The following is an 18,905-nucleotide window of genomic DNA, read 5'->3' as shown; positions in this document are numbered from 1 at the left end:
GCATGCGCGTTCTCGTCCTGGGCTCCACCGGATTCCTGGGCGGGCACACCGCCGAGCGGCTGCGCGCCCTGCCGGGTGTGCGGCTGCTCGACGGCGGCCGGTCCCCGTCCGCCGGTGTGCCGCTCGATCTGACCGCCGACCCCGGAATTCTCGCGACCGCGGTGCGCGAGGCGGCGCCCGACGTCGTCGTCAACTGCGCGGGCCTGGTGTCCGGCAGCGCCGTACGGCTCACCGACGTCAACGCCCGCGGACCCGCCGCGCTCTGCGAGGCCATGGCGACGGCGGCGCCCGGCGCGCGCCTCGTACATCTCGGCTCGGCGGCCGAGTACGGCCCGACCGCGCCCGGTGAGGCCGTCGCGGAGGACGCCGCCACCCGGCCCCAGGGCCCGTACGGGGCGACGAAGCTGGCGGGCACCGCGGCGGTGACCGCCTCGGGGCTCGACGCCGTCGTCCTGCGCGTCTTCAACCCGGTCGGTCCGGGAGCGCCGGCCGCCGGGCTGCCCGGACGCCTCGCCGGGGAACTGCTCCGGGCCGGGAGGTCGGGGACCGTACGGGTCGGGGACCTGTCGGCATACCGCGACTTCGTCGACGTACGGGACGTGGCGGCGGCCGTCGTCCGCGCGGCGACGGCCGCCGGGCCGCTGCCGGCCGTGCTCAACATCGGCAGCGGACGGGCCACCGCCGTGCGCGACATCGCCCACGGCCTGGTGCGGGCCGCCGGGTTCACCGGCGGTCTGGAGGAGACCGGCGGCGGCTCCGCCCGGTCGTCCGCGGTGTCGTGGCAGTGCGCGGACGTCACGGCGGCGCGGGCCGCGCTCGGGTGGGAGCCGCAGCGCGCTCTGGCCGAGTCGCTGTCCGACCTGTGGCGGGCCGGTCCGCGCGAGGCCACCGTCCCGGCAGCCCGGTGAGCGAGCGGTCCGAGCCGGCGTCCGTGCCGCCGGCGAAACTGCTCGTCCCCATGTACGTCCACCCGGCCGTCGATCCGGGCGCCTGGTGGACGCTCGTGGAGTCCGCGCCGCTGCTGTACGGCGTGGTGCTCAACATCGCGGACGGTCCCGGCGCCGCGCCGGAGCCGTCGTTCGCCACCGCCGCCCGCGCTCTGCGGGCGGCGGGGGTGCCGTTGCTCGGGTACGCCGACACCGACTACGGCCGGCGGCCGCTGCGGGCGGTCACCGCCGACTTCGACCGCTACCGCGACTGGTACGCCACCGACGGCTTCTTCCTGGACCAGGCCGCCTCGGCGCCGGGCGCGGTGCGCCACTACCGGCGCCTGGCGCGAGCGGCGCGCTCTCGGGGCGGCCGTACGGTCGTGCTCAATCCCGGGACCCACCCGGCTCCGGGCTACGCGGCGGTCGCCGATCTGCTGGTCACCTTCGAGGGCGACTGGGCCGCGTACTCGGCGGCGCCCGCCGCGCCCGCGTGGACGTCCGCGCACCCGCCGGAACGCTTCTGCCATCTCATCCACGGCGTACCGGCCGGGCTGTCGGTGCTCGCCGCCCGCACGGCGGCGCTGCGCCGCGCCGCGGTGCACTGCGCGGTACCCGGCCACGGGCCGAACCCCTGGTCGTTCCTGCCACCCGCCCTGGGCCGGAGGGCCTCATGACCCGCGCGCGTCCGCTGTGCCTGCTGTTCCTGCTCGCGCTGCTCGCGGCCTGCTCGGCACCCGAGCCGCGCCCCGCCGGGCCGTGGCGGCCGGCCGTGGGCACGGCGTGGCAGTGGCAGCTCGACGGGCGCGTCGACGGCCGGGTCGACGTGCCCGTCTACGACATCGACGGATTCGAGAACGACGCCGGGGCGGTGCGCCGGCTGCACCGGGACGGCCGCCGGGTCATCTGCTACATCAACGCGGGGGCATGGGAGTCGTTCCGCCCCGACAGCGGGGACTTCCCGCCCGCCGTCCGGGGGCGGGGCAACGGGTGGGCCGGTGAACGCTGGCTCGACATCCGGCGCCTGGACGTCCTGCGCCCGCTGATGGCGAAGCGTTTCGACATGTGCCGCGACAAGGGCTTCGACGCGGTGGAGCCGGACCTGATGGACGGCTACCTCAACGACACCGGCTTCCCCCTGACCGCCGGCCACCAGCTCGCGTACAACCGCATGCTGGCCGGCCTCGCCCACGCGCGCGGCATGTCGGTGGGGCTGAAGAACGACCTGCCGCAGGTCCCCGAGCTCGTGGCGGACTTCGACTTCGCGGTGAACGAGGAGTGCGCCCAGTACGACGAGTGCGCGGCGCTCACCCCCTTCGTGAAGGCGGGGAAGGCGGTCCTGCACGTGGAGTACGCCCTGCCGGCCGGCGACTTCTGCGAGCGCTCCACGGCACTGGGCCTCAGCTCGATGCGCAAGAGACTCGACCTGGGCGTGTGGCGCCGGCCCTGCTGACGCGTTCAGGAGTGCGGCTCACCCGACCCTTCGGTGCCGATCAGCAGCAGCGCGATGTCGTCGTGACGGGGCTGCTCGGACGGGGGGCGGCGCACCAGGGCGTCCGCGACGTCGGCCATGGTGGCGCCCCGGCACCCCGCGAGGCGGTGCGCCAGGCCGGCGATGGCCTGGTCGATGTCGACGCCGGGTGCCTCGACGAGGCCGTCGGTGTACAGCGCGAACACGGAGCCCCGGGGCAGTGCGATGTCCGTCGTGCTGTACACGGCGGCCGGGTCGATGCCGAGGAGCAGCCCGGCGGGGACGGGGACCACCTCCGTGCGTCCGTCGGGACGGCGCAGGAGCGGTGGGGGGTGACCGGCGCTCGCCAGTTGCACCCGGCGGCGGGTGAGGTCGATGTGTGCGTACGTACAGCTGGTGAACAGGCCGGTGTCGAGGTCGGTGAGGAGGCGGTTGGTGCGGGCGAGGACCTCGTCGGGGGGCGCGCCGGCGGAGGCGTGCACGGCGGTGCGGACCTGCCCCATGAGGGCGGCGGCCTCGACGTTGTGCCCCTGTACGTCGCCGATGGCGGCGGCCGCGGTGGTGTCGTCGAGGCGGATGAAGTCGTAGAAGTCTCCGCCGACCCCCATGCCGTGTCCCGCGGGCAGGTAGCGGGCCGCCACGTCCAGTCCGTCGAGGTGGGGCAGGGTGTGCGGCAGGAGGCTGGCCTGCAGGCCGTGGGCCAGCTGGTGCTTCGCGTCGTACAGCCGGGCCCGGTCGAGGGCCTGTGCGACCAGTCCGGCCAGTGAGCTGAGGATCGCGCGCTCCCCCGGGGCGAAGGTGCGGGGACGCCCGTAGGCCAGGACGAGGGAGCCGACCGGGCGGCCCGACGCGACCAGCGGCAGGAAGGCCCACGCCTGCATGTCGCCCAGGATGACCGCGGACGGGTAGGCGGCGTGGAGTTCCTCGGGGCTGGCGAAGAACAGGGGCATTCCGGTGGCCAGCACCCGTGCGGTGGGGGCGTCGGAGTCCAGGGGCGCGCCGTCGAACCGGCCCAGGAGTTCGTTGGTCTGACCGCGGGTGTGACCGCGGTGTCCGATGACCTTCAGACGTCCCTCGTCCGCCACGAAGATCGTCATCGCTTGAGCGCCCAGGGCGGGAATGAGCTGGTCGGCCGCCTGGTCGACGACGTCGCGCACCCCGGCGGCCTCGGTGAGCATGGCGGCCAGGTGCATCAGGTGGTAGAGGGCGGTGGCCCGGCTGGGCAGCGACGCGGAGGCGGGCGGGCTGGTCGTGTCGTCGGTGTCCGCAGGTGCGGCGGTCGGCGTGATCCGCACGCTGATCCCGGAGGCGTCCGCGTAGAGGTGGAACGACAGCCAGTGGTCGGGCGGACGCAGAACGGTGAACGACGTGCTCTGGCGGCTGATCACGGCGGCGCGGTAGCGGTCCTCGACGGTGGGGTTGTCCATCCAGGGCAGCGCCTCCCAGGGCAGGGAGCCCATCAGGTCGGCGGCATCGGCGCCCAGGAGGCCGGCGGCGGAGGGCGTGAGGAAGGTGATGCGGCCGTTCAGGTCCAGGGCGCAGCTGCCGCCCGGCAGGCGGTCGATGAAGGCCACCGCCGCCGCGGCCTCGACCGGGCTCGACGTGCGGCCCTCGGCGGGAGGGATCAGGCGCGGCCGGTGTTCGGGGAGGAGGGGGCGGCCACGGGCGGCCGCCTGCTGGATCACCTCCCCCAGGCGCTCGCACCCGGTGTCCACCGCCTCGCGTTCCCGCTCCCCCAGTTGCTCCGGGTACGAACCGGGCCACAGCAGCACCAGCCCTCCCACGGTCTCGTCGCCCCGGGCGACGGGGGCGGCGGCCAGGGTGAACCGGTAGGGCAGCACCAGCGCCGGCCTGGGGTAGCGGCGGCCCATCTCCTCCTGGCTGCCGATCCAGATCAGCCGCCGTTCCCGTACGGCGTCGGCCACCGGGATCGGGTCGGTCAGCGCGACCCGGGTCCACGGCGTGGCGAACTCACGGGCGAGCCCGCCGAGCACCGCCAGATGGAGCGCGTTCTCCCCCGGCGGCAGTAGGTACACCATGACGGCGGACGCGCCGGTGTCGCGGAGGATGTCGGACGTGACCGGCTCCAGCAGCCGCACCTCGGAATCGGCTGACCCCTCCATGCGGTCACTCTCCCCCGGCGGCACCCGCCGGGCGCGTCCGCCCGTGCGGATGCGCTCCGCGTCCGTCGCCGGCGTGGGAGCACCCGCCCGGTCCCGAAAGCCGGCGGATCCTCGCCGCCGACTTTGGGGACAGGCTTTCCATGGAAGACGCGTATGCACCCATAACGCGACAATACGCTGAGCGTCGAGCGGAAGGCGGGGCCCGTGCGGGCCGGATGCACCTGAGCGTTCCCCCCTTCAGGGCCCCGTCATCGCGTCACCGTCCATTTCTGGTGGGCGGCCCCGGTGCAGGTCCAGATCTGCAGCCGGGTGCCGTTGGCCGAGCTGCCTCCCGTGGCGTCCAGGCACTTGCCGGCCTGCGGATTGACGAGGTCCCGCGCCGCGGAGACGGCCCACCGTTGGGCGGGCGTGCCGTTGCAGTCCCACAGCTGGACCGGCGTGCCGTCGGCGCTTCCTCCCGAGGCCACGTCCAGGCACTTGCCGAGCGCGCGCACGGTGCCGTCGGAGCCGACGCTCCAGCGCTGGGCGGCGGTGCCGTTGCAGTCGTAGAGCTGTACGGGGGTGCCGTTGGCGCTGTTGGCCCCGGCCACGTCGACGCACTTGCCCCCGATACCCGTCACGGGGCCGCCGCCCGAGGGGCCGTCGGCGGTGCTGACCCGCACGTGGTCGACGAGCAGCTGCTGCGGGAAGGCCGTACTGCTGTCGGGGTCCCCGGGCCAGTAACCGCCCACCGCGAGGTTGAGGATGAGGAAGAAGGGCTTGTCGAAGACCCACTGCTTTCCGCCGAGCTCGGCGGGGGTGCGCCGCTGGTACACCGTGCCGTCGACGGACCAGGTGACGGCGCCCGGGCTCCAGTCGACCGCGAAGGTGTGGAACGCGTCGGCGAAGACCTGGCCGCCGGGCAGGGTGTGTCCGGCGCCGATGCCGCCGGCGCCGGAGTACCCGGGGCCGTGGAGCGTCCCGTGCACCGTGGACGGCTCGAAGCCGACGTTCTCCATGACGTCGATCTCGCCGGAGGCGGGCCAGCCGACCTGGCCGATGTCGTTGCCCAGCATCCAGAACGCGGGCCACATGCCCTGCCCGCGCGGGAGCTTCATCCGGGCCTCGACCCGGCCGTACGTGGTGGTGAACCGGCCGGCGGTGTTCAGCCGGGCGGAGGTGTACTCGCACCTGCCGTACCAGCACTGGTAGTTGCCCGGGTTCTCGCGCCGGGCCGTGATGACGAGGTGGCCCTGGCCGTCGAGGGCGGCGTTGCGGTTGCCGGCGGTGTAGTACTGCCGCTCGTGGTTGTTGACGTTGTCGCCCGTCTCGACCTGCCACTTCGCGCCGTCGACGGCCGAGCCCGCGGGCCCGTCGAACTCGTCGGAGAAGGTGACGGCTGCCGCGGCGGCCACCGGAGCGGGGGGTTTCGGGGCGGCCGCGGGCGCGCTGTGCGCGAGCCCGGTGGACAGCGAGACGAGGGCGAGGACCGAACCGAGGGACAGGAGCAGTCGCCGGGGCAGGCGTGGGGAGTCCATGACTCTCCCTTCCGGGAGCGATCAAGGCGCAATGTCATGCACATGACAGGCCCAGAAGGCAGGCCGAATCCGGTGACCGACGCGCCGAAGAGTGTGGGGGGTGTGACGAAGTGGACCTGGACGGCACTTAGTTCACTCCGTGATTTAAGGAGCGGACGAAAACCCTGTCAAGGGTTTGGTACGGACCACGCGGCAGACGGCGCTGCGGTCAGGAGCGCCGACGGGGCTTGCCGCGCTTCGCGCCCTTGGCCGGGCCGCCGGAACCGCCCCGGGAGCCCTTGCCGGCGGGCTTCCCCGTCGATGTGCGCGGCTTGCCGCCCGTCCTGCCCGCCGCCTTGCCCGCGGCAGGCTTGCGCCGGGCGTCGCGTGAGTCCGCGCTCCCGCCCTTCGCCTCCGTCGGCGCCGCGGGGCGCCCGCGGGAGCTGTTGACGGTCCGGCCCCGGACGATCCCGATGAACTGCTCCACCAGGTCGGTGGTCGCGTTCTCCGGCCACGACAGTGCGACGCGCGACTGCGGGGCGTCCGCAACGGGCCGGTAGGTGAGGTCCCTGCGGTGGTGCAGACGGGCGAGCGACTGGGGCACGAGGAGCACGCCGATTCCCGCCGCCACCAGCTCGACGGCGTCCGCCGTCGTGGCGGGGCGCTCGTTCGCGGGCAGCCCCGGCAGCTCCTCCCACGCGAGGGCGTCGTCGAGGGGATGCAGCACGATGTCGTCGGCGAGGTCCTCCATGGACACCTCTTCGGCCGCCGTCATCGGGTGGTCCTTCGGGACCACCACCACGGTCGTCTCGGTGTAGAGGGGGATCGCGCTGAGATCCGTCCGGTCGACCGGCAGCCGTACGAACCCCGCGTCGGCCTCGCCGCGCCGCAGTACGCCGAACGACTCGGCGGCGGAGACGCCGGTCAGGGCCAGGGGGACCTCGGGCAGCCTCTCGTTCCAGATCCGCACCCACTTCGTGGGCATCACTCCCGGCACATAGGCGAGGCGGAACGAACGGGAGGCATCGGGAGCGGTCACTCCGCAAGGTTACCGCCACGGCCGGACGTGGTCGGAGGCAGCACGCATGCTCGATACCCTTGACACCATGACGTCGCACAAGAACACCCAGACCATGAAGCCCGCGACCGCGGCGAAGAAGCTGGGTGTGTACCTCGAGGCCACCCCCGCCGAGTTCCAGGAGGGTGTCGTCTCGCGCACCGAACTGAACGCCCTGCAGACCGACCCGCCCCAGTGGCTGCAGGACCTGCGACGCAACGGCCCGCACCCCCGTCCGGTGGTCGCGGCGAAGCTGGGCGTCTCCATCGCCGGTCTCGCCCGCGGCGGGGTGACGGAGCCCCTCACCACCGACCAGATCGAGGCGCTGAAGGCGCAGTCGCCCGAGTGGCTGGAGCAGGAGCGCGCCAACCTGGCCGAGGTCCGGAAGGAAGCGGTGCGCATCAAGGAGAAGAACGCGCAGCGGGCCGACCAGCCCGGCGCCTGACCGACTCGCCCCGCCGCACGCCGCCTCCCCCGCCGGGCCGTCCCGCCGGGCGCTAGCTGCTCGGCGACCCGCCCGTGTCCCGGCTGCCGTCGGGGGTGACGTGCTTGGCGTACGCCGCACCGAGGTCCGACACGTCCACGGAGGCGTGGACCGTTCCGGGCACGGAGGCGGTGTGGCGGCGCACCAGGTCCAGCACCACCGCACTCAGCGCCGCCTTGGCCTCGGTGGTGCGGCCGGGCAGGATGGCGAGTTCGACGTGGATCAGCGCCTGGCCGTCGTCTCCGTCGGCGACGACGACCTCGTCGACGCGCCGGAATCGGGTCTTGCAGCTCGCGACGGTGATGCCGGCGACCGTCTCGGCTGCCAGCGCGTGCAGTTCGAGGGCGAATTTACGGCGGTCCAGGGCGGCTTCCACGGTGCTGTCGTAGTCGACGACGATGTGCGGCATCTTCGTTGCTCCTCGTTCGCGTACGGACGTCCGGGGCGGACGGTCAAGTCAGTCGGGGCGGACGGGGTCCCGTCAAGTCATGTTCGCGTCGACTCATTCGGGTCGGGCGCATCGGGCTGGGCGGGTCGTGCGGGTCCGGTCCGTCAGGCCAGGGCCGCGACCTGGTGGACCGCCCATCCCCGGTCGCGCAGAGCGACGGTGAGCGGGCGGGCGATCTCCGCCGCCACCTGGATCTCGACCGTCTCGTGCGGTGGCGCGCCGTCGTCCGGCAGGACCATGCCCTCCACGTCCATCCGTTCCGCGCTCACGTCGTCCAGCAGCCGGGCCAGCGGCCGGTCGCGGCCGGCGAGGGCGACGGAGAGCGAGGCGGGGGGCACCGCCGTCCCTCGGTACCCGTGCGTGGTGACGACGCGGGAACGTCCCTCGCTGCCGCGCCGCAGGATTTCCGTCAGGTCGGCCAGCGCTCCGTCCCGGCCCCGCCCGCCGTCGGTCAGCCTTTCGAGCGCGTGGGCCGTTCGCCGCAGGTCGTCGGTGAGTTCGGTGAGCAGCGGGCCAACAGCCGCCGCGTTGCACGCGAGTACGTCCGCCCACAGACGGGCGTCGCCGGCGGCGATGCGGGCGAGGTCCCCCATGCCGCGGCCGGCCAGCCGTACGGCGTAGTCCTCGCCCTCCAGCAGCCGGGCGGCGGTGAGGCTCGCCATCAGGTGAGGCAGGTGGGACACGAGCGCCACGGCCCGGTCGTGGTCGCTGGGTTCGAGGAGCACGGGGACGGCGCCGCACAGCGACACCAGTTCCAGGGCGCGGTTGAGCGCGTCCTCGTGGGTGTCCGCGGCCGGGGTGAGCACCCAGTGGCGGTCCTGGAAGAGGCCGGCGCGGGCCGCGAGCGGGCCGGAGCGCTCCCGCCCGGCCAGCGGGTGCCCGCCCACCAGGGCCGTGGTGTCGCACCCGAGGTCCCGGCACGCGTCGTACACCGGGGCCTTGACGCTCGCCACGTCCGTGTAGACCTGCGCTAGACCCGACTTCTGCTGCTCGGCGAGGGTCGTCGCGACCTGCGACGGCGGGACGGCGATGACCGCGATGTCCACCGGCGCCGCAGGGGGCTCCGGTGTGCCCGCTCCCCTGGCGGCGGCGAGGCGTACGCCTGCGGGGTCGCGGTCGATCAGGTGGGTGGTCACTCCGCGGCCCGTCAGGGCCAGGGCGATCGACGTGCCGATGAGACCGGTTCCGACGACTGCGGCGGTTCTCAAGGTGACGCTCCTCGGCCGTGGTGGTGGGGGTGGGTGGCGGGGCCGTCCGGGCCGTCCGGGCCGGCCCGGCGGGCCGGGACCGGACGGGCCCGGGCTACCGGTCGGCGGGGGCGGGCGCCGTCGGCTCCGCCGCGGGGAAGCGGTCGCCGGTCAGGCGCCGGAGCAGTGCCGGGCTGGTCAGCATGACGGCGTTGCCGATCAGGATCAGGACGACGCCGGCCAGGTCCCGCAGCGTCCAGTGGAAGTCCTCGAACACCGTGGAGAGCAGGAGCGCCACGATGGGGAAGAGCACCATCGCGTAGGCGGCGCGCTCACCGCCGATCCGGCCGAGCAGGGTGAGATAGGCGCCGAAGCCGATCACGGAGCCGAACACGGCGAGATAGAGGAGCGAGCCGGTGTACTCCAGGGTGGGCTCGAACAGCGCGCCGTCGCCGAGGAACGCCGCGAAGGGCGCCATGAGCAGCGCCCCGTACCCCATGGCGTAACCGGTGCCCTGGATGACGGGGATGCCGGCGGCCTGCGTCTTGCCGGACACGACGTTGCCCAGGCAGAACACCAGGGTGCCGATGACCGACAGCACGATGCCGCGGCCGGCCCCGGAGGAGAGGTCGAACGCCCGGAATTCCGGCCAGAAGACCGTGGCGATGCCCAGCAGGCCCACCGCTCCCCCGACGAGCGTCTTGGCGGTGATCGTGCGCCGGAAGAAGATGCGGGCGAAGGCGATGTTCACCACCAGCGACATGGCGAAGATGATCGAGACGAGACCGGTGGTGAGGTGGTGTTCGGCGACGTAGAAGCACAGGAAGTTCGTGGAGAACATCAGTCCGCCCATGAGCGCGAACTGCCCGTGCACGCGCGCCGGGTAGCGCAGCGGCAGCCCGCGCAGGCGGGCCCAGGCCAGCAGGATCACTGCGGCCAGGGCGAACCGGTAGGCGATGGACGCCGTGGGGTGCACGTCGCCCAGCTGACCCTTGATGGCCAGCCAGGTGGAACCCCAGATCAGTACGGTCACGACGTAGAGGACGGCGTTCACAGGCAGCTCCGTTGCAGCAGGTCCACCAGGCGGCGGGCTCCCTCGGCGACCTGGTCCGGAGTCAGGTAGCTGACGGACAGGCGCATCTGGCGCCGGCCGCCGTCGTCCGGATGGAAGTAGCTCATGGGGGTCCAGATCACGCCGTGCTCGCGAGCGGAGACCTCGAGCAGTGCGTTGTCCGCCGGGACGGGGAGGGTGAGGGTGAGGAAGAAGCCGCCGTCGGGAGCGTTCCAGTGGATGCCGGCGGCTTCGCGCCGTTCCGGCGGCAGCAGGCGCTCCAGGTTCTCCAGGAGGAGCGCCAGGTTGCCGGCGTAGAAGTCGGCCGCCGGTTTGTTTGCCTCCCGCAGCCGGCAGTCGTGCGTCAGGAGCATGCCGCCGATGACCGCCTGGCTCAGCGCCGGTGTGTTCACCGTCACCATGCCCTTGATCTTGGACAGTTCGTCCGCGAGGAGCGTACGGGTGCCGTCCGCGGCTTCGACGAGCTGGTCGGCGACGACGTAGCCGACCCGGGCTCCGGGGAAGCACGTCTTGGCGAAGGAGCCCAGGTAGACCACGCGCCGCCGGACGTCCAGCGCCTTGAGGGTGGGACTGCCGGCGCCGGTGCGGGTGAAGAAGCCGTACGGGTTGTCCTCCAGGAGGAGGAGGTCCTCCCGGTCGGCCAGGGCGAGCAGGCTGTGGCGCGCGGGCAGGGGCATGCGGGTGCCCGTGGGGTTGGAGAAGTCCGGCACCACGTAGAGCGCGCGCGGCCGCTTCCCGGCCGCCCGGAGCTCGGCGATCGTCCGCCGCAGTGCTTCCTGGTCGACGCCGTCCGGGCCCTCGGGCACGTGCACCGTCTCGATGTCCAGCAGCCGGGCCGCGCCGGTGATCCCGACGTAACAGGGCGAGGAGACGAGGAGGACGTCCGCGGGTCCGGCGAACAGCGCGCGCAGCGTGAGGAACATGCCCTCCTGGCAGCCCACGGTCACCACGAGGGACCGGGGGTCCGCCTCGATCCCCTCGTCGTTGCGCAGGGTGCGGGCCACCAGGTCGTGGATCTGGCCGTTGGTGCGTCCGTACTGGAACAGCAGGGATCTGATCTCGTCGGGGCTGCGGCCGAGGTCCTCGGAGAGGTGGCGCTTGTACGCGTCGAGGTAGTCGCCGATCCGTTCGACGTCGAACAGGCCCTCGTACGGGCGGCCGGGTCCGAAGGAGATCGCGTCGGGGTGGCGGGTGGTGACCTCGTTGAGGAAGTTCATCACCTCCATCAGCGGGTCGCCGAGGGAACCGTGCAGGTCGTGAGCGGCCAGGACGTGGGGCGGGGGACCCTCATTCACCGGGCGTCTCCCACAGGACGGGGCAGAAGTCCGGGTCGGTGTAGTCGGGGTTGCCCTGCTCGTCCGCCCGGACGAGCACGTCGTTGTTGTAGACCACGCGGTCGCCGTTGGAGAGGTGGAAGGGCCGCCACTGGTTGGTGCGGTCCTGGAGGTGCAGGGAGATGGCGCGGCGCGGCCGGTCGCTGACGTTGTAGCCGCTGCCGTGGTAGGTGCGGCAGTGGTGGAAGCTGATGTGCCCCTTCGGGATCTCGACCGGGACCTTGCGCACCTGCGCCCCGTTGTGGGCGGCGTTCTCCGCGAGCACTTCCTCCAGCTCCGACCGGTCGCGCTCGGCGAAGTGACGGGTGGTGGTGTCGTCCGTGCCGATCTCCTTCCAGCGGTGGCTGCCGTCGACCATGGTGATGGTGCCCATCTCCTCGCCGCAGTCGTGGAAGGGGATGAAGGCGGTCAGCATCTCGTCGGAGGAGCAGGTCTGCCAGTAGTGGCGGTCGAAGTGCCAGGGCACGATGTTGCGGGCGTCGTCCGCGCGCGGCGGCTTGTGGATGAGCGTACTGTTCCACAGGCGTATCTGGCTGCTCTGCGCGATGCGCGCGGCGACCGCCGCGATGAGCGGCTTGGCCAGGATGCCGCGGATGGTGTCGTCCTCGTAGAAGATGTAGTCGTTGTGCCGGTGCACGTCGCCCTGGTCCGGCTCCCAGTACGCCAGGCGCGGGGGGCGGGTGGGCAGCGTGCGGTCGCGGTGTCCGGCGTAGAAGCGGTCGGCGGCGGAGTCGAGAAGGTCGACCTCCTCGTCGGTCAGGAGCTTCTTCGACAGGTACCAGCCGTGTTCCTGATAGAACGTCACGTCGTCCTCGGAGGGCAGGAGCTCCTGCTCGGCTTCGGTCAGCGAGAAGCGTACGTCGTGCGTCGTCATGCCATGTCCTTGTCGTTCGTGTGGGGGTGGTCGTGGTGGGCGGCGCGGCGGTGGAGGACGTCCGGGGTGATCGTGTCGAGCCGGGGGCGGCCGGTCAGCGCCATCGCCTCTTCGAGTTCCGCGTGCAGGGTGGCGAGGACGTGTGCGACGCCGGCCTCGCCGTCGACGGCGAGGCCCCACAGGACGGGGCGGCCGACGAGCACCGCGCGGGCTCCCAGGGCCAGTGCCTTCAGGACGTCCGTACCGCGGCGGACGCCGCCGTCGACGAGGATCTCGCAGTGGGCCGCCGCGGCTTCGGCCACTTCCGGCAGGGCGTCCAACGCGGCCACGGCGCCGTCGAGTTGGCGGCCGCCGTGCGTCGACACGATCAGCCCGTCGACGCCCAGGTCGGCGGCTCTGCGCGCGTCCTCGGCGGTGAGCACGCCCTTCAGCACCAGGGGCAGCCCCGTCAACGAGCGCAATCGCGCCAGATCCTGCCAGGTGAAGGCGGCGTCGTGGTGGCGGGCGGCGTGCTCGACCAGGGTGGAGCGGGCGCGGTGGCCGTCGTGCAGTCCGGCGGCGTGCTCGTCGTCCAGGTTGACCGGCCGGATGTGCGGCGGGAGGCTGAAGCCGTTGCGCAGGTCGCGCTCCCTGCGCGCCATCCGGGGGGTGTCGGCGGTGACGACCAGCGCCCGGTAGCCGGCGGCTTCCGCCCGGCGCACGAGCGCTTCGGTGACCTCCCTGCGGCGCAGCATGTAGAGCTGCAGCCACAGCGGGCCGGTCGCGGCGGCGGCCGTCTCCTCCAGGGTGGTGCTGGCGAAGGTGCTGGCGACGGTGAGCGCCCCGGCCGCGCCCGCCGCTCGTACGGTGGCGTTCTCGCCCTGCGGGTGCACCAGGCGGTGGTAGGCCATGGGCGCGATGCCGACGGGGAACGCCACGGGGCTGCCGAGGAGCGTGGTTCCCGTCGCGCAGTGGGACACGTCGACGAGGGTGCGCGGGCGTAACCGGTACTGGTCGAAGGCGGCGCGGTCGCCGCGCAGGGACACCTCGTCGCCGCTGCCGCCGGCGATGTAGTCCCACACCGGCCGGTCGAGCCGGGCGCGGGCGGCCTCGGCGTAGTCCCGCCAGGACAGCAGCGCGGCGGGCTCCGCGCCGAGGGGAGCGGGCGGGGCGGGCGGAGCGGTCATCCGCCGGCCTTCGCCAGAGCGCCGGCCGGCGCGGCCTCCTGCGGCCGGCCGGCCCGCTCGCGCTCCACCGCCTCGTAGAGCGCCTTGATGTTGCCGCTTCCGAAGGTACGGGCCTCCAGCCGCTGGATCAGCTCGAAGAACACCGTCTTGCGGGCGTACGGGGAGCGGGTGAAGACCTGGACCAGCTGGCCCCATTCGTCGCGGTCGGCCAGCAGGCCCAGTTCCCGCAGTTCGGCGTGGTCGATGTCCACGTCTATGCCGCGCTCGGCGAGCGCGGAGTAGTAACCGGCGGGCGTGGGGAGCAACTCCACGCCCCAGGAGCGCAGTTCGCGCGCCGCCCGGGCGATGTCGTCGGTGCCGTACGCCACGTGCTGCACGCCGGGGCCGTCGAACCTGTCGAGGAAGTCGTCGAGCTGTCCGCGGTCGGCGGAGGGGGCCGGTTCCACCATGGTGAAGGTGACGCCCCGGGTCTCGTCCTGCACGACCTTGGAGGCCATGGCCTGACCGCCCACGACGATGTACTCGTCATAGGTGTGACTGAGGCCCAGGGCCCGCCGGTAGAAGTCGACCATGGTGTCCAGTGAGCCGGGACGCAGGCACAGGGCCAGGTGGTCGACCGAGCGCAGCAGTCCGGGTCCCGCCGCGTCCGCGTCGGCCGTCGGCCGGTAGCGCCCCGGCAGGAAGGTTTCCGCTTCCTCGCGCTGCACGAGGGTGTGGACCAGGTCGTTGGTGGCGGCGATGGTGGCGCGGACGACGCGGCCGTCGGCGTCCTCGAACGTCTCGGGCTTCGCGACGACGTCCGCTCCGGCGGCCACCGCGCGCTCGAAGTCCCCGGCGGCGTCGGTGGACCGCAGGGCCACGTCGCGTACGCCGTCGCCGTGGCGGCGTACGAACCGGGCGGCGGCGTGGTCGGCGTGCAGGGCGGACGTCAGCACCAGGCGTACGCCGCCGTGTGCCAGCACCAGCGAACGGGCCCCGGCGAGGCCGGTGTCCGGGCCTGCCTCGGCCACCACGCGGAACCCGTACGTCGCGCAGTAGTAGTGGGCGGCCTGGTGCGCGTCCCCCACGAAGAACTCAACATGGTCGATTGAATGAACGGTCACGCTGATCCGATCTGTGCTCGAGGTGATAATCGGGCGCCGACGGCGGGGCGGCCGCGTCTGCTGCCACGGGCCGGACAGGGCCATGACGGCGACACGGGGCCGGCCGGAAGCGGCGGGGCTGGGGAGACGTTCACCGGGTCCTCCGACCTGGTTGCCAAGAGGGCTGTGGAACCGGATGAGCGGTCTCGTGCAGCCTGGGGATCCGAACGGAAGTCGGCATTGCCGAACACCCAGGCAGAGCAAAACCCAATGACCCCGACCCCGTCAAGCACTTTTCTCACCGGGGCCACCTGCGACAATGTCACACGAACCACCATGCCTGGTCAGCGAGTTGATGAACACTCAACGGCGAAGAACGGCCGGATAACACCCCCAGCCTCCACCATGACGCCACCTCAGGTTCAGCATTGCCGAACAGAGTTCGGCGTCGTAAAGTCCTGACTCCGATCGTGCGGGGGCACGCGCGGCACCGGCATCCCTCCAGCGAGGGGCCGATTCCCGCGAGGCGGAGAGGGCGGGCACAGGTGAGACAGACGCCGCGGGGACCGGCCGTCCCGCCGGGGCCTCCGCGGGATGTCGCGGCCGGCCGGCTCAGGCGTCCGCCGGGCGCACCACCTCCACGCCCTGGTCCCTCAGCTCCTGCACCACCGAGGAGTCGTCGGGGGCGTCCGTGACGATGAGGGCGATCTCCTCCATCGAGCAGATGCGGCCGAGCGCGGCGCGGCCGAGCTTGTCGGCGGTCGCGACGAGGATCACTCGCTGCGCCGCCTTCACGGCGGCGCGCTTCACCTGCACGTCGTCCAGGTTGTACGCGGTGGCGCCCTGCACCGGGTCGACGCCGCAGCAGCCCAGGATGAACGTGTCGAAGCACAGGTCCTGGAACGTCTGGACGGGGGTGTGGCCGTAGAAGGAGAGCTCCTCGGGCCGCACCTGCCCGCCCGGCATCAGCAGCTGGATGCCGGAGTGGCCGGACAGGGCGAAGGCGGCGTGCAGGGAGAGCGGGGTGACCGTCAGCTGGCGGTCGGCCATGGCCTTGGCGATGGCGACGGCCGTCGTACCGGTGTCCAGGGCGACCGTCTCGCCGTCGGTCAGCAGCTCGACCACTGTGCGGGCCAGCCGCTCCTTGGCCTGCCCCTCGGACATGGCACGGATGGCGTACGGGGGTTCCACGCCACCGGGCAGATTGCTCAGCGCGCCCCCGCGCACCCGGCGCAGGGCGCCCCGGGACTCCAGGACCTCCAGATCCCGGCGGATGGTCATCTCCGACGCCCCGGTGGCCCGGGCCAGTTCGGCCACCGTCGCGCGGTTCTCCTTCATGAGCAGCGCCACGACGAACTTGTGCCTCTCCATCACGTTCATGTGTCTGCTTTTAGCACAGAAACCAGCCGTCGCGAGCATACGCACATCAGAACTGTTGAAACGAACGACTGCGGTGAGTAGTGTTCGGCTCGCTGTGTGAATCCGAGCATGTTTCGAACGTCATTCATGTTCGTTCAATAGTCAATGATGAAACGACGAGGAGAACGATGTCCGCAACCAGTGAGGCCGACCTGCCGGACACGGGAAAGCCGCTCCTCACCACCGTCGCGATCATCGCCTCGTGCGTGGCGTTCGTGGTGATCGGAGCCCTGCAGGCGCTCTACGGTCCGGCGATCCCGGCGCTGCGTGACGAGTACGGCCTGAGCCCGGCGGTGGCCGGACTCAGCCTCAGCGCCCACTTCATCGGCGCGCTCCTGGGAGTGCTGATCTACCACGTCCTGCGGGGCCGCCTGAGCAACCGCCTGCTGCTCGGCGGCTCCTACGTGCTCATGGCGGCCGGCGCGGCCGGCTTCGCCTTCTCGCCCAACTGGGGCCTGGCCCTGACCGGCACCTTCGTCATCGGTCTGGGCTTCGGCGGCATCGACTACGGCCTGAACCAGCTCTTCGCCATCGGCTTCGGCCGCCGCAGCACCGCCATGCTCAACCTGCTCAACGGCCACTTCGGCGTCGGCGCGATCGCGGGCCCGGCCCTGATCGGCTGGCTGGGAGCGTCGAACTACCCGGCGATCTTCATCGGCGTCGGGGTGCTGTGCGTACTGATCCTGTTCACGCTGGGCGGAGTGGCCGCCAAGGAGCCCGAGCCGGCCGCGGTGGAAGGCGCCGCGGCGGGCGGGGCCCGGGTCCTTCCGATCATCGCCGTGTTCATCGGCATCTACGTACTGCACGTGGCCATCGAGACCGGCGTCGGCGGCTGGGAGCCCACCCACCTGGAAGCGGTGGGCTACGGCGCCGCTGCCGCCGCCACCGCGACCTCGGCGTACTGGGCCGCCATGACGATCGGCCGGTTCATCGCCGCGCCGCTCAGCCTGCGCTTCTCCGCACCGGCGATCCTGATCGTCTGCTGTGCCGGCATGGCGGGCTTCCTGCTGCTGGCGACCGTTCCGGCGTTCGCCCCCTACGCCTACTTCGGCGTCGGCCTGATGATCGCGCCCATCTTCCCGACCTGTCTGCCCTGGCTGAACCGGGCCGTGCCCAGCGTGGCGGCGGCCGGCGCCTACGTGATCGCCGCCTCGATGATCGGCGGCGTGGCCTTCCCGCCGCTGCTCGGCGGGGTGATCGACACGATGGACGTGAAGGCGGTGCCGCTGGTGCTGTTCGCACTCGCCGTCGCCTGCGCGGTCCTGAGCCTGTGGCTGCGCAAGAACGCACCCGACCCCGACGGCATCACCGGACCCCGCGATGCGGACCGGACGGAAGCCGTCGCGACCCAAGGAACCTGAGACATGAAAGCCGTTCTCTTCGACATGTTCGGCGTCATAGCGCGCGTCCAGTCACCCGAGGCGCAGGCCGTGCTGGAACGCACGGCCGGCGGTGACCGCGACCGGTTCTGGGAGGCGTACTGGTCGCAGCGCGCCCCCTACGACCGCGGCGACGTGACCGGACCGGCGTACTGGAAGGGAGTCTGCGCCGGGCTCGGCGTCCCTCTCGACGCGCGCCTGACCGACGACCTCATAGCCGCCGACCTGGCCAGCTGGAGCGAGATCGACCAGCGCAGCGTCGATCTGCTCGGCGCCCTCGCCGGCCGCGGGATCACCTGCGGCCTGCTCTCCAACATCCCCGAGGAACTGGCCGTACGGTACGAGACCAGCCAGCCCTGGCTGGAACACTTCGCGGTCGTCGGCTTCTCCTGCCGGATCGGCAGCGCCAAGCCCGAACCGGCGGCCTACCAGTGGTGTGTGCGGCAACTGGGGCTGCCTCCCGAGGAGATCCTGTTCGTGGACGACCGCGCGGAGAACGTCCGGGCCGCCGAGGAACTCGGGCTCCAGGGACACGTGTTCACCTCCCCCGCCGAACTGGAGACCGTTCTGCGCACGCTGGAGGCAGCGTCGCAGTGACGTCACCACCGCTGCTCCTCGCCCTGTGCGCCGCCGCGCAGGGCTGTTTCCCGCCACCGCGCCGGGAGATCGAGACGGGCCGGGGTCTCGCCGGAGCGCTCCTGCTCCAGGGCGCCCTGGCCGGCCGGCTGGAACTGAGCGCGGACCGGGTCCGGTTGACCGGCGGGGGCGACGCGGGCGATCCGGCGCTGGACGAGGTGCTGGCGCGGCTCGCCCGCAGCCGGCGGCAGCGGGCCCCGGCCGACTGGGTGGAGCGCCTGGGCCCCTGGGCGCTGACCCGGCTGCACCCGGGGGCGGCCCCGCGCCCGGGCCGCGCCGCCCCGGACCCCGCGCTGGCGCGGGTACGGGACGCGGTGCTGGAGCCGGCGGTCGAGCGCCTCACGGCGGTCGCCGCGGGGGCTCTGCTGGCGGCTTCCGGTCTGCACTCCGTGGCGTGGCCCGGCTGGACGGCGGCCGAGGCGGGGCGGCGTACCGCACGGGCGGTGGCGTCGCTCGGGGCCGCCGGCGAGCCGGTGGCCCGGGCCGCTGCGGCCGTGGCCGACTCCCGTACTTCCTCGGCCGCCGTGCTGGCTTTCCCCGGTTAGCGATTCCCGCCGGCCGCAGGCGGCTTCGAGACGCTCCGCGCACGGGTCGGCCAAAATACATTCATTGTCCAAGATCCCTCTTGTCAGAGCCGGTTCGAATGTGTTCGTATGAGTGAGAAGGCGGCACCGAGAAACTCCCCGGTACAACCGGGTGAGAAATCCGGGCCGTTCCATCCGGCATCAGGCCACATCCCCTTCCTTTCCCC

Annotated in this window: 18 protein-coding genes; 7 read left to right on the top strand and 11 right to left on the bottom strand. The window is 72.6% G+C overall.

Features of this window, described 5'->3' with window-relative positions:
- The first annotated feature begins 2 nt into the window (after nucleotides 1–2).
- The 3 genes from AC07FK_RS11140 to AC07FK_RS11130 are packed head-to-tail and all read left to right on the top strand — an operon-like array spanning nucleotide 3 to nucleotide 2,379.
- Nucleotides 3–908 (top strand): NAD-dependent epimerase/dehydratase family protein, encoded by a 906-nt coding sequence (locus tag AC07FK_RS11140; protein WP_479104549.1) that lies wholly within the window; start codon nucleotides 3–5, stop codon nucleotides 906–908.
- 50 nt (nucleotides 909–958) lie between these two features.
- Nucleotides 959–1,603: a spherulation-specific family 4 protein gene (locus tag AC07FK_RS11135; RefSeq protein WP_479104962.1), complete on the top strand. Its 645-nt coding sequence runs from the start codon at nucleotides 959–961 to the stop codon at nucleotides 1,601–1,603.
- On the top strand, nucleotides 1,600–2,379 hold the full coding sequence (locus AC07FK_RS11130; RefSeq protein ID WP_479104548.1) for an endo alpha-1,4 polygalactosaminidase: 780 nt from the start codon (nucleotides 1,600–1,602) through the stop codon (nucleotides 2,377–2,379). Before AC07FK_RS11135 ends, AC07FK_RS11130 begins: the two co-directional genes overlap by 4 nt.
- A 5-nt stretch (nucleotides 2,380–2,384) precedes the next feature.
- Here the strand turns inward: AC07FK_RS11130 and AC07FK_RS11125 are convergent, their stop codons facing one another.
- From AC07FK_RS11125 to AC07FK_RS11115, 3 genes are all read right to left on the bottom strand, one after another.
- Nucleotides 2,385–4,520, bottom strand: coding sequence for a PP2C family protein-serine/threonine phosphatase (locus AC07FK_RS11125; protein ID WP_479104546.1), 2,136 nt, complete (start codon nucleotides 4,518–4,520; stop codon nucleotides 2,385–2,387).
- Nucleotides 4,521–4,768: 248 nt separating this feature from the next.
- Nucleotides 4,769–6,037: an RICIN domain-containing protein gene (locus AC07FK_RS11120; RefSeq protein ID WP_479104545.1), complete on the bottom strand. Its 1,269-nt coding sequence runs from the start codon at nucleotides 6,035–6,037 to the stop codon at nucleotides 4,769–4,771.
- A 208-nt stretch (nucleotides 6,038–6,245) separates the two neighbouring features.
- Nucleotides 6,246–7,055 carry a LysR family substrate-binding domain-containing protein gene (locus tag AC07FK_RS11115; RefSeq protein WP_479104544.1) on the bottom strand — a complete coding sequence of 270 codons (810 nt, stop codon included), beginning with the start codon at nucleotides 7,053–7,055 and terminating at the stop codon, nucleotides 6,246–6,248.
- Nucleotides 7,056–7,122: 67 nt separating this feature from the next.
- Between AC07FK_RS11115 and AC07FK_RS11110 the strand changes: the two genes are divergently transcribed.
- Nucleotides 7,123–7,518: a DUF5997 family protein gene (locus AC07FK_RS11110; RefSeq protein WP_479104543.1), complete on the top strand. Its 396-nt coding sequence runs from the start codon at nucleotides 7,123–7,125 to the stop codon at nucleotides 7,516–7,518.
- Between the two features lie 52 nt (nucleotides 7,519–7,570).
- Here AC07FK_RS11110 and AC07FK_RS11105 read toward each other — a convergent pair whose 3' ends face one another.
- The 8 genes from AC07FK_RS11105 to AC07FK_RS11070 form a co-directional block, all read right to left on the bottom strand.
- Nucleotides 7,571–7,966: a 5-carboxymethyl-2-hydroxymuconate Delta-isomerase gene (locus AC07FK_RS11105; RefSeq protein ID WP_479104542.1), complete on the bottom strand. Its 396-nt coding sequence runs from the start codon at nucleotides 7,964–7,966 to the stop codon at nucleotides 7,571–7,573.
- Nucleotides 7,967–8,109: 143 nt separating this feature from the next.
- Complete coding sequence (locus tag AC07FK_RS11100; protein WP_479104541.1) at nucleotides 8,110–9,213, bottom strand: prephenate dehydrogenase; 1,104 nt, start codon at nucleotides 9,211–9,213, stop codon at nucleotides 8,110–8,112.
- Between the two features lie 94 nt (nucleotides 9,214–9,307).
- Nucleotides 9,308–10,246 carry a DMT family transporter gene (locus AC07FK_RS11095; RefSeq protein WP_479104540.1) on the bottom strand — a complete coding sequence of 313 codons (939 nt, stop codon included), beginning with the start codon at nucleotides 10,244–10,246 and terminating at the stop codon, nucleotides 9,308–9,310.
- Entirely contained in the window at nucleotides 10,243–11,490 is a 1,248-nt protein-coding gene (locus tag AC07FK_RS11090) for an aminotransferase-like domain-containing protein (protein WP_479104961.1), read from the bottom strand. The genes AC07FK_RS11095 and AC07FK_RS11090 overlap by 4 nt, the downstream gene beginning before the upstream one ends.
- Before the next feature lie 61 nt (nucleotides 11,491–11,551).
- Nucleotides 11,552–12,472 carry a phytanoyl-CoA dioxygenase family protein gene (locus tag AC07FK_RS11085; protein ID WP_479104538.1) on the bottom strand — a complete coding sequence of 307 codons (921 nt, stop codon included), beginning with the start codon at nucleotides 12,470–12,472 and terminating at the stop codon, nucleotides 11,552–11,554.
- Entirely contained in the window at nucleotides 12,469–13,638 is a 1,170-nt protein-coding gene (locus AC07FK_RS11080; protein ID WP_479104537.1) for an alpha-hydroxy acid oxidase, read from the bottom strand. Before AC07FK_RS11080 ends, AC07FK_RS11085 begins: the two co-directional genes overlap by 4 nt.
- Nucleotides 13,635–14,741, bottom strand: a complete 1,107-nt coding sequence (hppD, locus tag AC07FK_RS11075) for a 4-hydroxyphenylpyruvate dioxygenase (RefSeq protein WP_479104535.1) — start codon at nucleotides 14,739–14,741, stop codon at nucleotides 13,635–13,637. Before hppD ends, AC07FK_RS11080 begins: the two co-directional genes overlap by 4 nt.
- A 591-nt stretch (nucleotides 14,742–15,332) precedes the next feature.
- On the bottom strand, nucleotides 15,333–16,100 hold the full coding sequence (locus AC07FK_RS11070) for a DeoR/GlpR family DNA-binding transcription regulator (protein WP_479104534.1): 768 nt from the start codon (nucleotides 16,098–16,100) through the stop codon (nucleotides 15,333–15,335).
- A gap of 167 nt (nucleotides 16,101–16,267) precedes the next feature.
- Between AC07FK_RS11070 and AC07FK_RS11065 the strand changes: the two genes are divergently transcribed.
- From AC07FK_RS11065 to AC07FK_RS11055, 3 genes are read left to right on the top strand one after another with little or no spacing between them, the layout of a single operon-like run.
- Nucleotides 16,268–17,500 carry an MFS transporter gene (locus tag AC07FK_RS11065; RefSeq protein ID WP_479104532.1) on the top strand — a complete coding sequence of 411 codons (1,233 nt, stop codon included), beginning with the start codon at nucleotides 16,268–16,270 and terminating at the stop codon, nucleotides 17,498–17,500.
- Between the two features lie 3 nt (nucleotides 17,501–17,503).
- Nucleotides 17,504–18,115, top strand: coding sequence for an HAD family hydrolase (locus tag AC07FK_RS11060; protein ID WP_479104530.1), 612 nt, complete (start codon nucleotides 17,504–17,506; stop codon nucleotides 18,113–18,115).
- On the top strand, nucleotides 18,112–18,699 hold the full coding sequence (locus AC07FK_RS11055) for a GPP34 family phosphoprotein (protein WP_479104529.1): 588 nt from the start codon (nucleotides 18,112–18,114) through the stop codon (nucleotides 18,697–18,699). The genes AC07FK_RS11060 and AC07FK_RS11055 overlap by 4 nt, the downstream gene beginning before the upstream one ends.
- The last annotated feature ends 206 nt before the right edge of the window (nucleotides 18,700–18,905 follow it).

This window comes from Streptomyces sp. NPDC046122 (assembly GCF_056429965.1).
Note: the sequence above shows the minus strand (reverse complement) of the source record. Positions and strands in the feature narration are given on the sequence as shown.

Coding starts and splice junctions, on each gene's coding strand:
- AC07FK_RS11060 (WP_479104530.1), top strand. CDS start 17,504: ATGAAAGCCGTTCTCTTCGACATGTTCGGCGTCATAGCGCGCGTCCAG.
- AC07FK_RS11105 (WP_479104542.1), bottom strand. CDS start 7,966: ATGCCGCACATCGTCGTCGACTACGACAGCACCGTGGAAGCCGCCCTG.
- AC07FK_RS11125 (WP_479104546.1), bottom strand. CDS start 4,520: ATGGAGGGGTCAGCCGATTCCGAGGTGCGGCTGCTGGAGCCGGTCACG.
- AC07FK_RS11120 (WP_479104545.1), bottom strand. CDS start 6,037: ATGGACTCCCCACGCCTGCCCCGGCGACTGCTCCTGTCCCTCGGTTCG.
- AC07FK_RS11080 (WP_479104537.1), bottom strand. CDS start 13,638: ATGACCGCTCCGCCCGCCCCGCCCGCTCCCCTCGGCGCGGAGCCCGCC.
- AC07FK_RS11085 (WP_479104538.1), bottom strand. CDS start 12,472: ATGACGACGCACGACGTACGCTTCTCGCTGACCGAAGCCGAGCAGGAG.
- AC07FK_RS11110 (WP_479104543.1), top strand. CDS start 7,123: ATGACGTCGCACAAGAACACCCAGACCATGAAGCCCGCGACCGCGGCG.
- AC07FK_RS11065 (WP_479104532.1), top strand. CDS start 16,268: ATGTCCGCAACCAGTGAGGCCGACCTGCCGGACACGGGAAAGCCGCTC.
- AC07FK_RS11090 (WP_479104961.1), bottom strand. CDS start 11,490: ATGGAGGTGATGAACTTCCTCAACGAGGTCACCACCCGCCACCCCGAC.
- AC07FK_RS11070 (WP_479104534.1), bottom strand. CDS start 16,100: ATGAACGTGATGGAGAGGCACAAGTTCGTCGTGGCGCTGCTCATGAAG.
- AC07FK_RS11130 (WP_479104548.1), top strand. CDS start 1,600: ATGACCCGCGCGCGTCCGCTGTGCCTGCTGTTCCTGCTCGCGCTGCTC.
- AC07FK_RS11140 (WP_479104549.1), top strand. CDS start 3: ATGCGCGTTCTCGTCCTGGGCTCCACCGGATTCCTGGGCGGGCACACC.
- AC07FK_RS11135 (WP_479104962.1), top strand. CDS start 959: ATGTACGTCCACCCGGCCGTCGATCCGGGCGCCTGGTGGACGCTCGTG.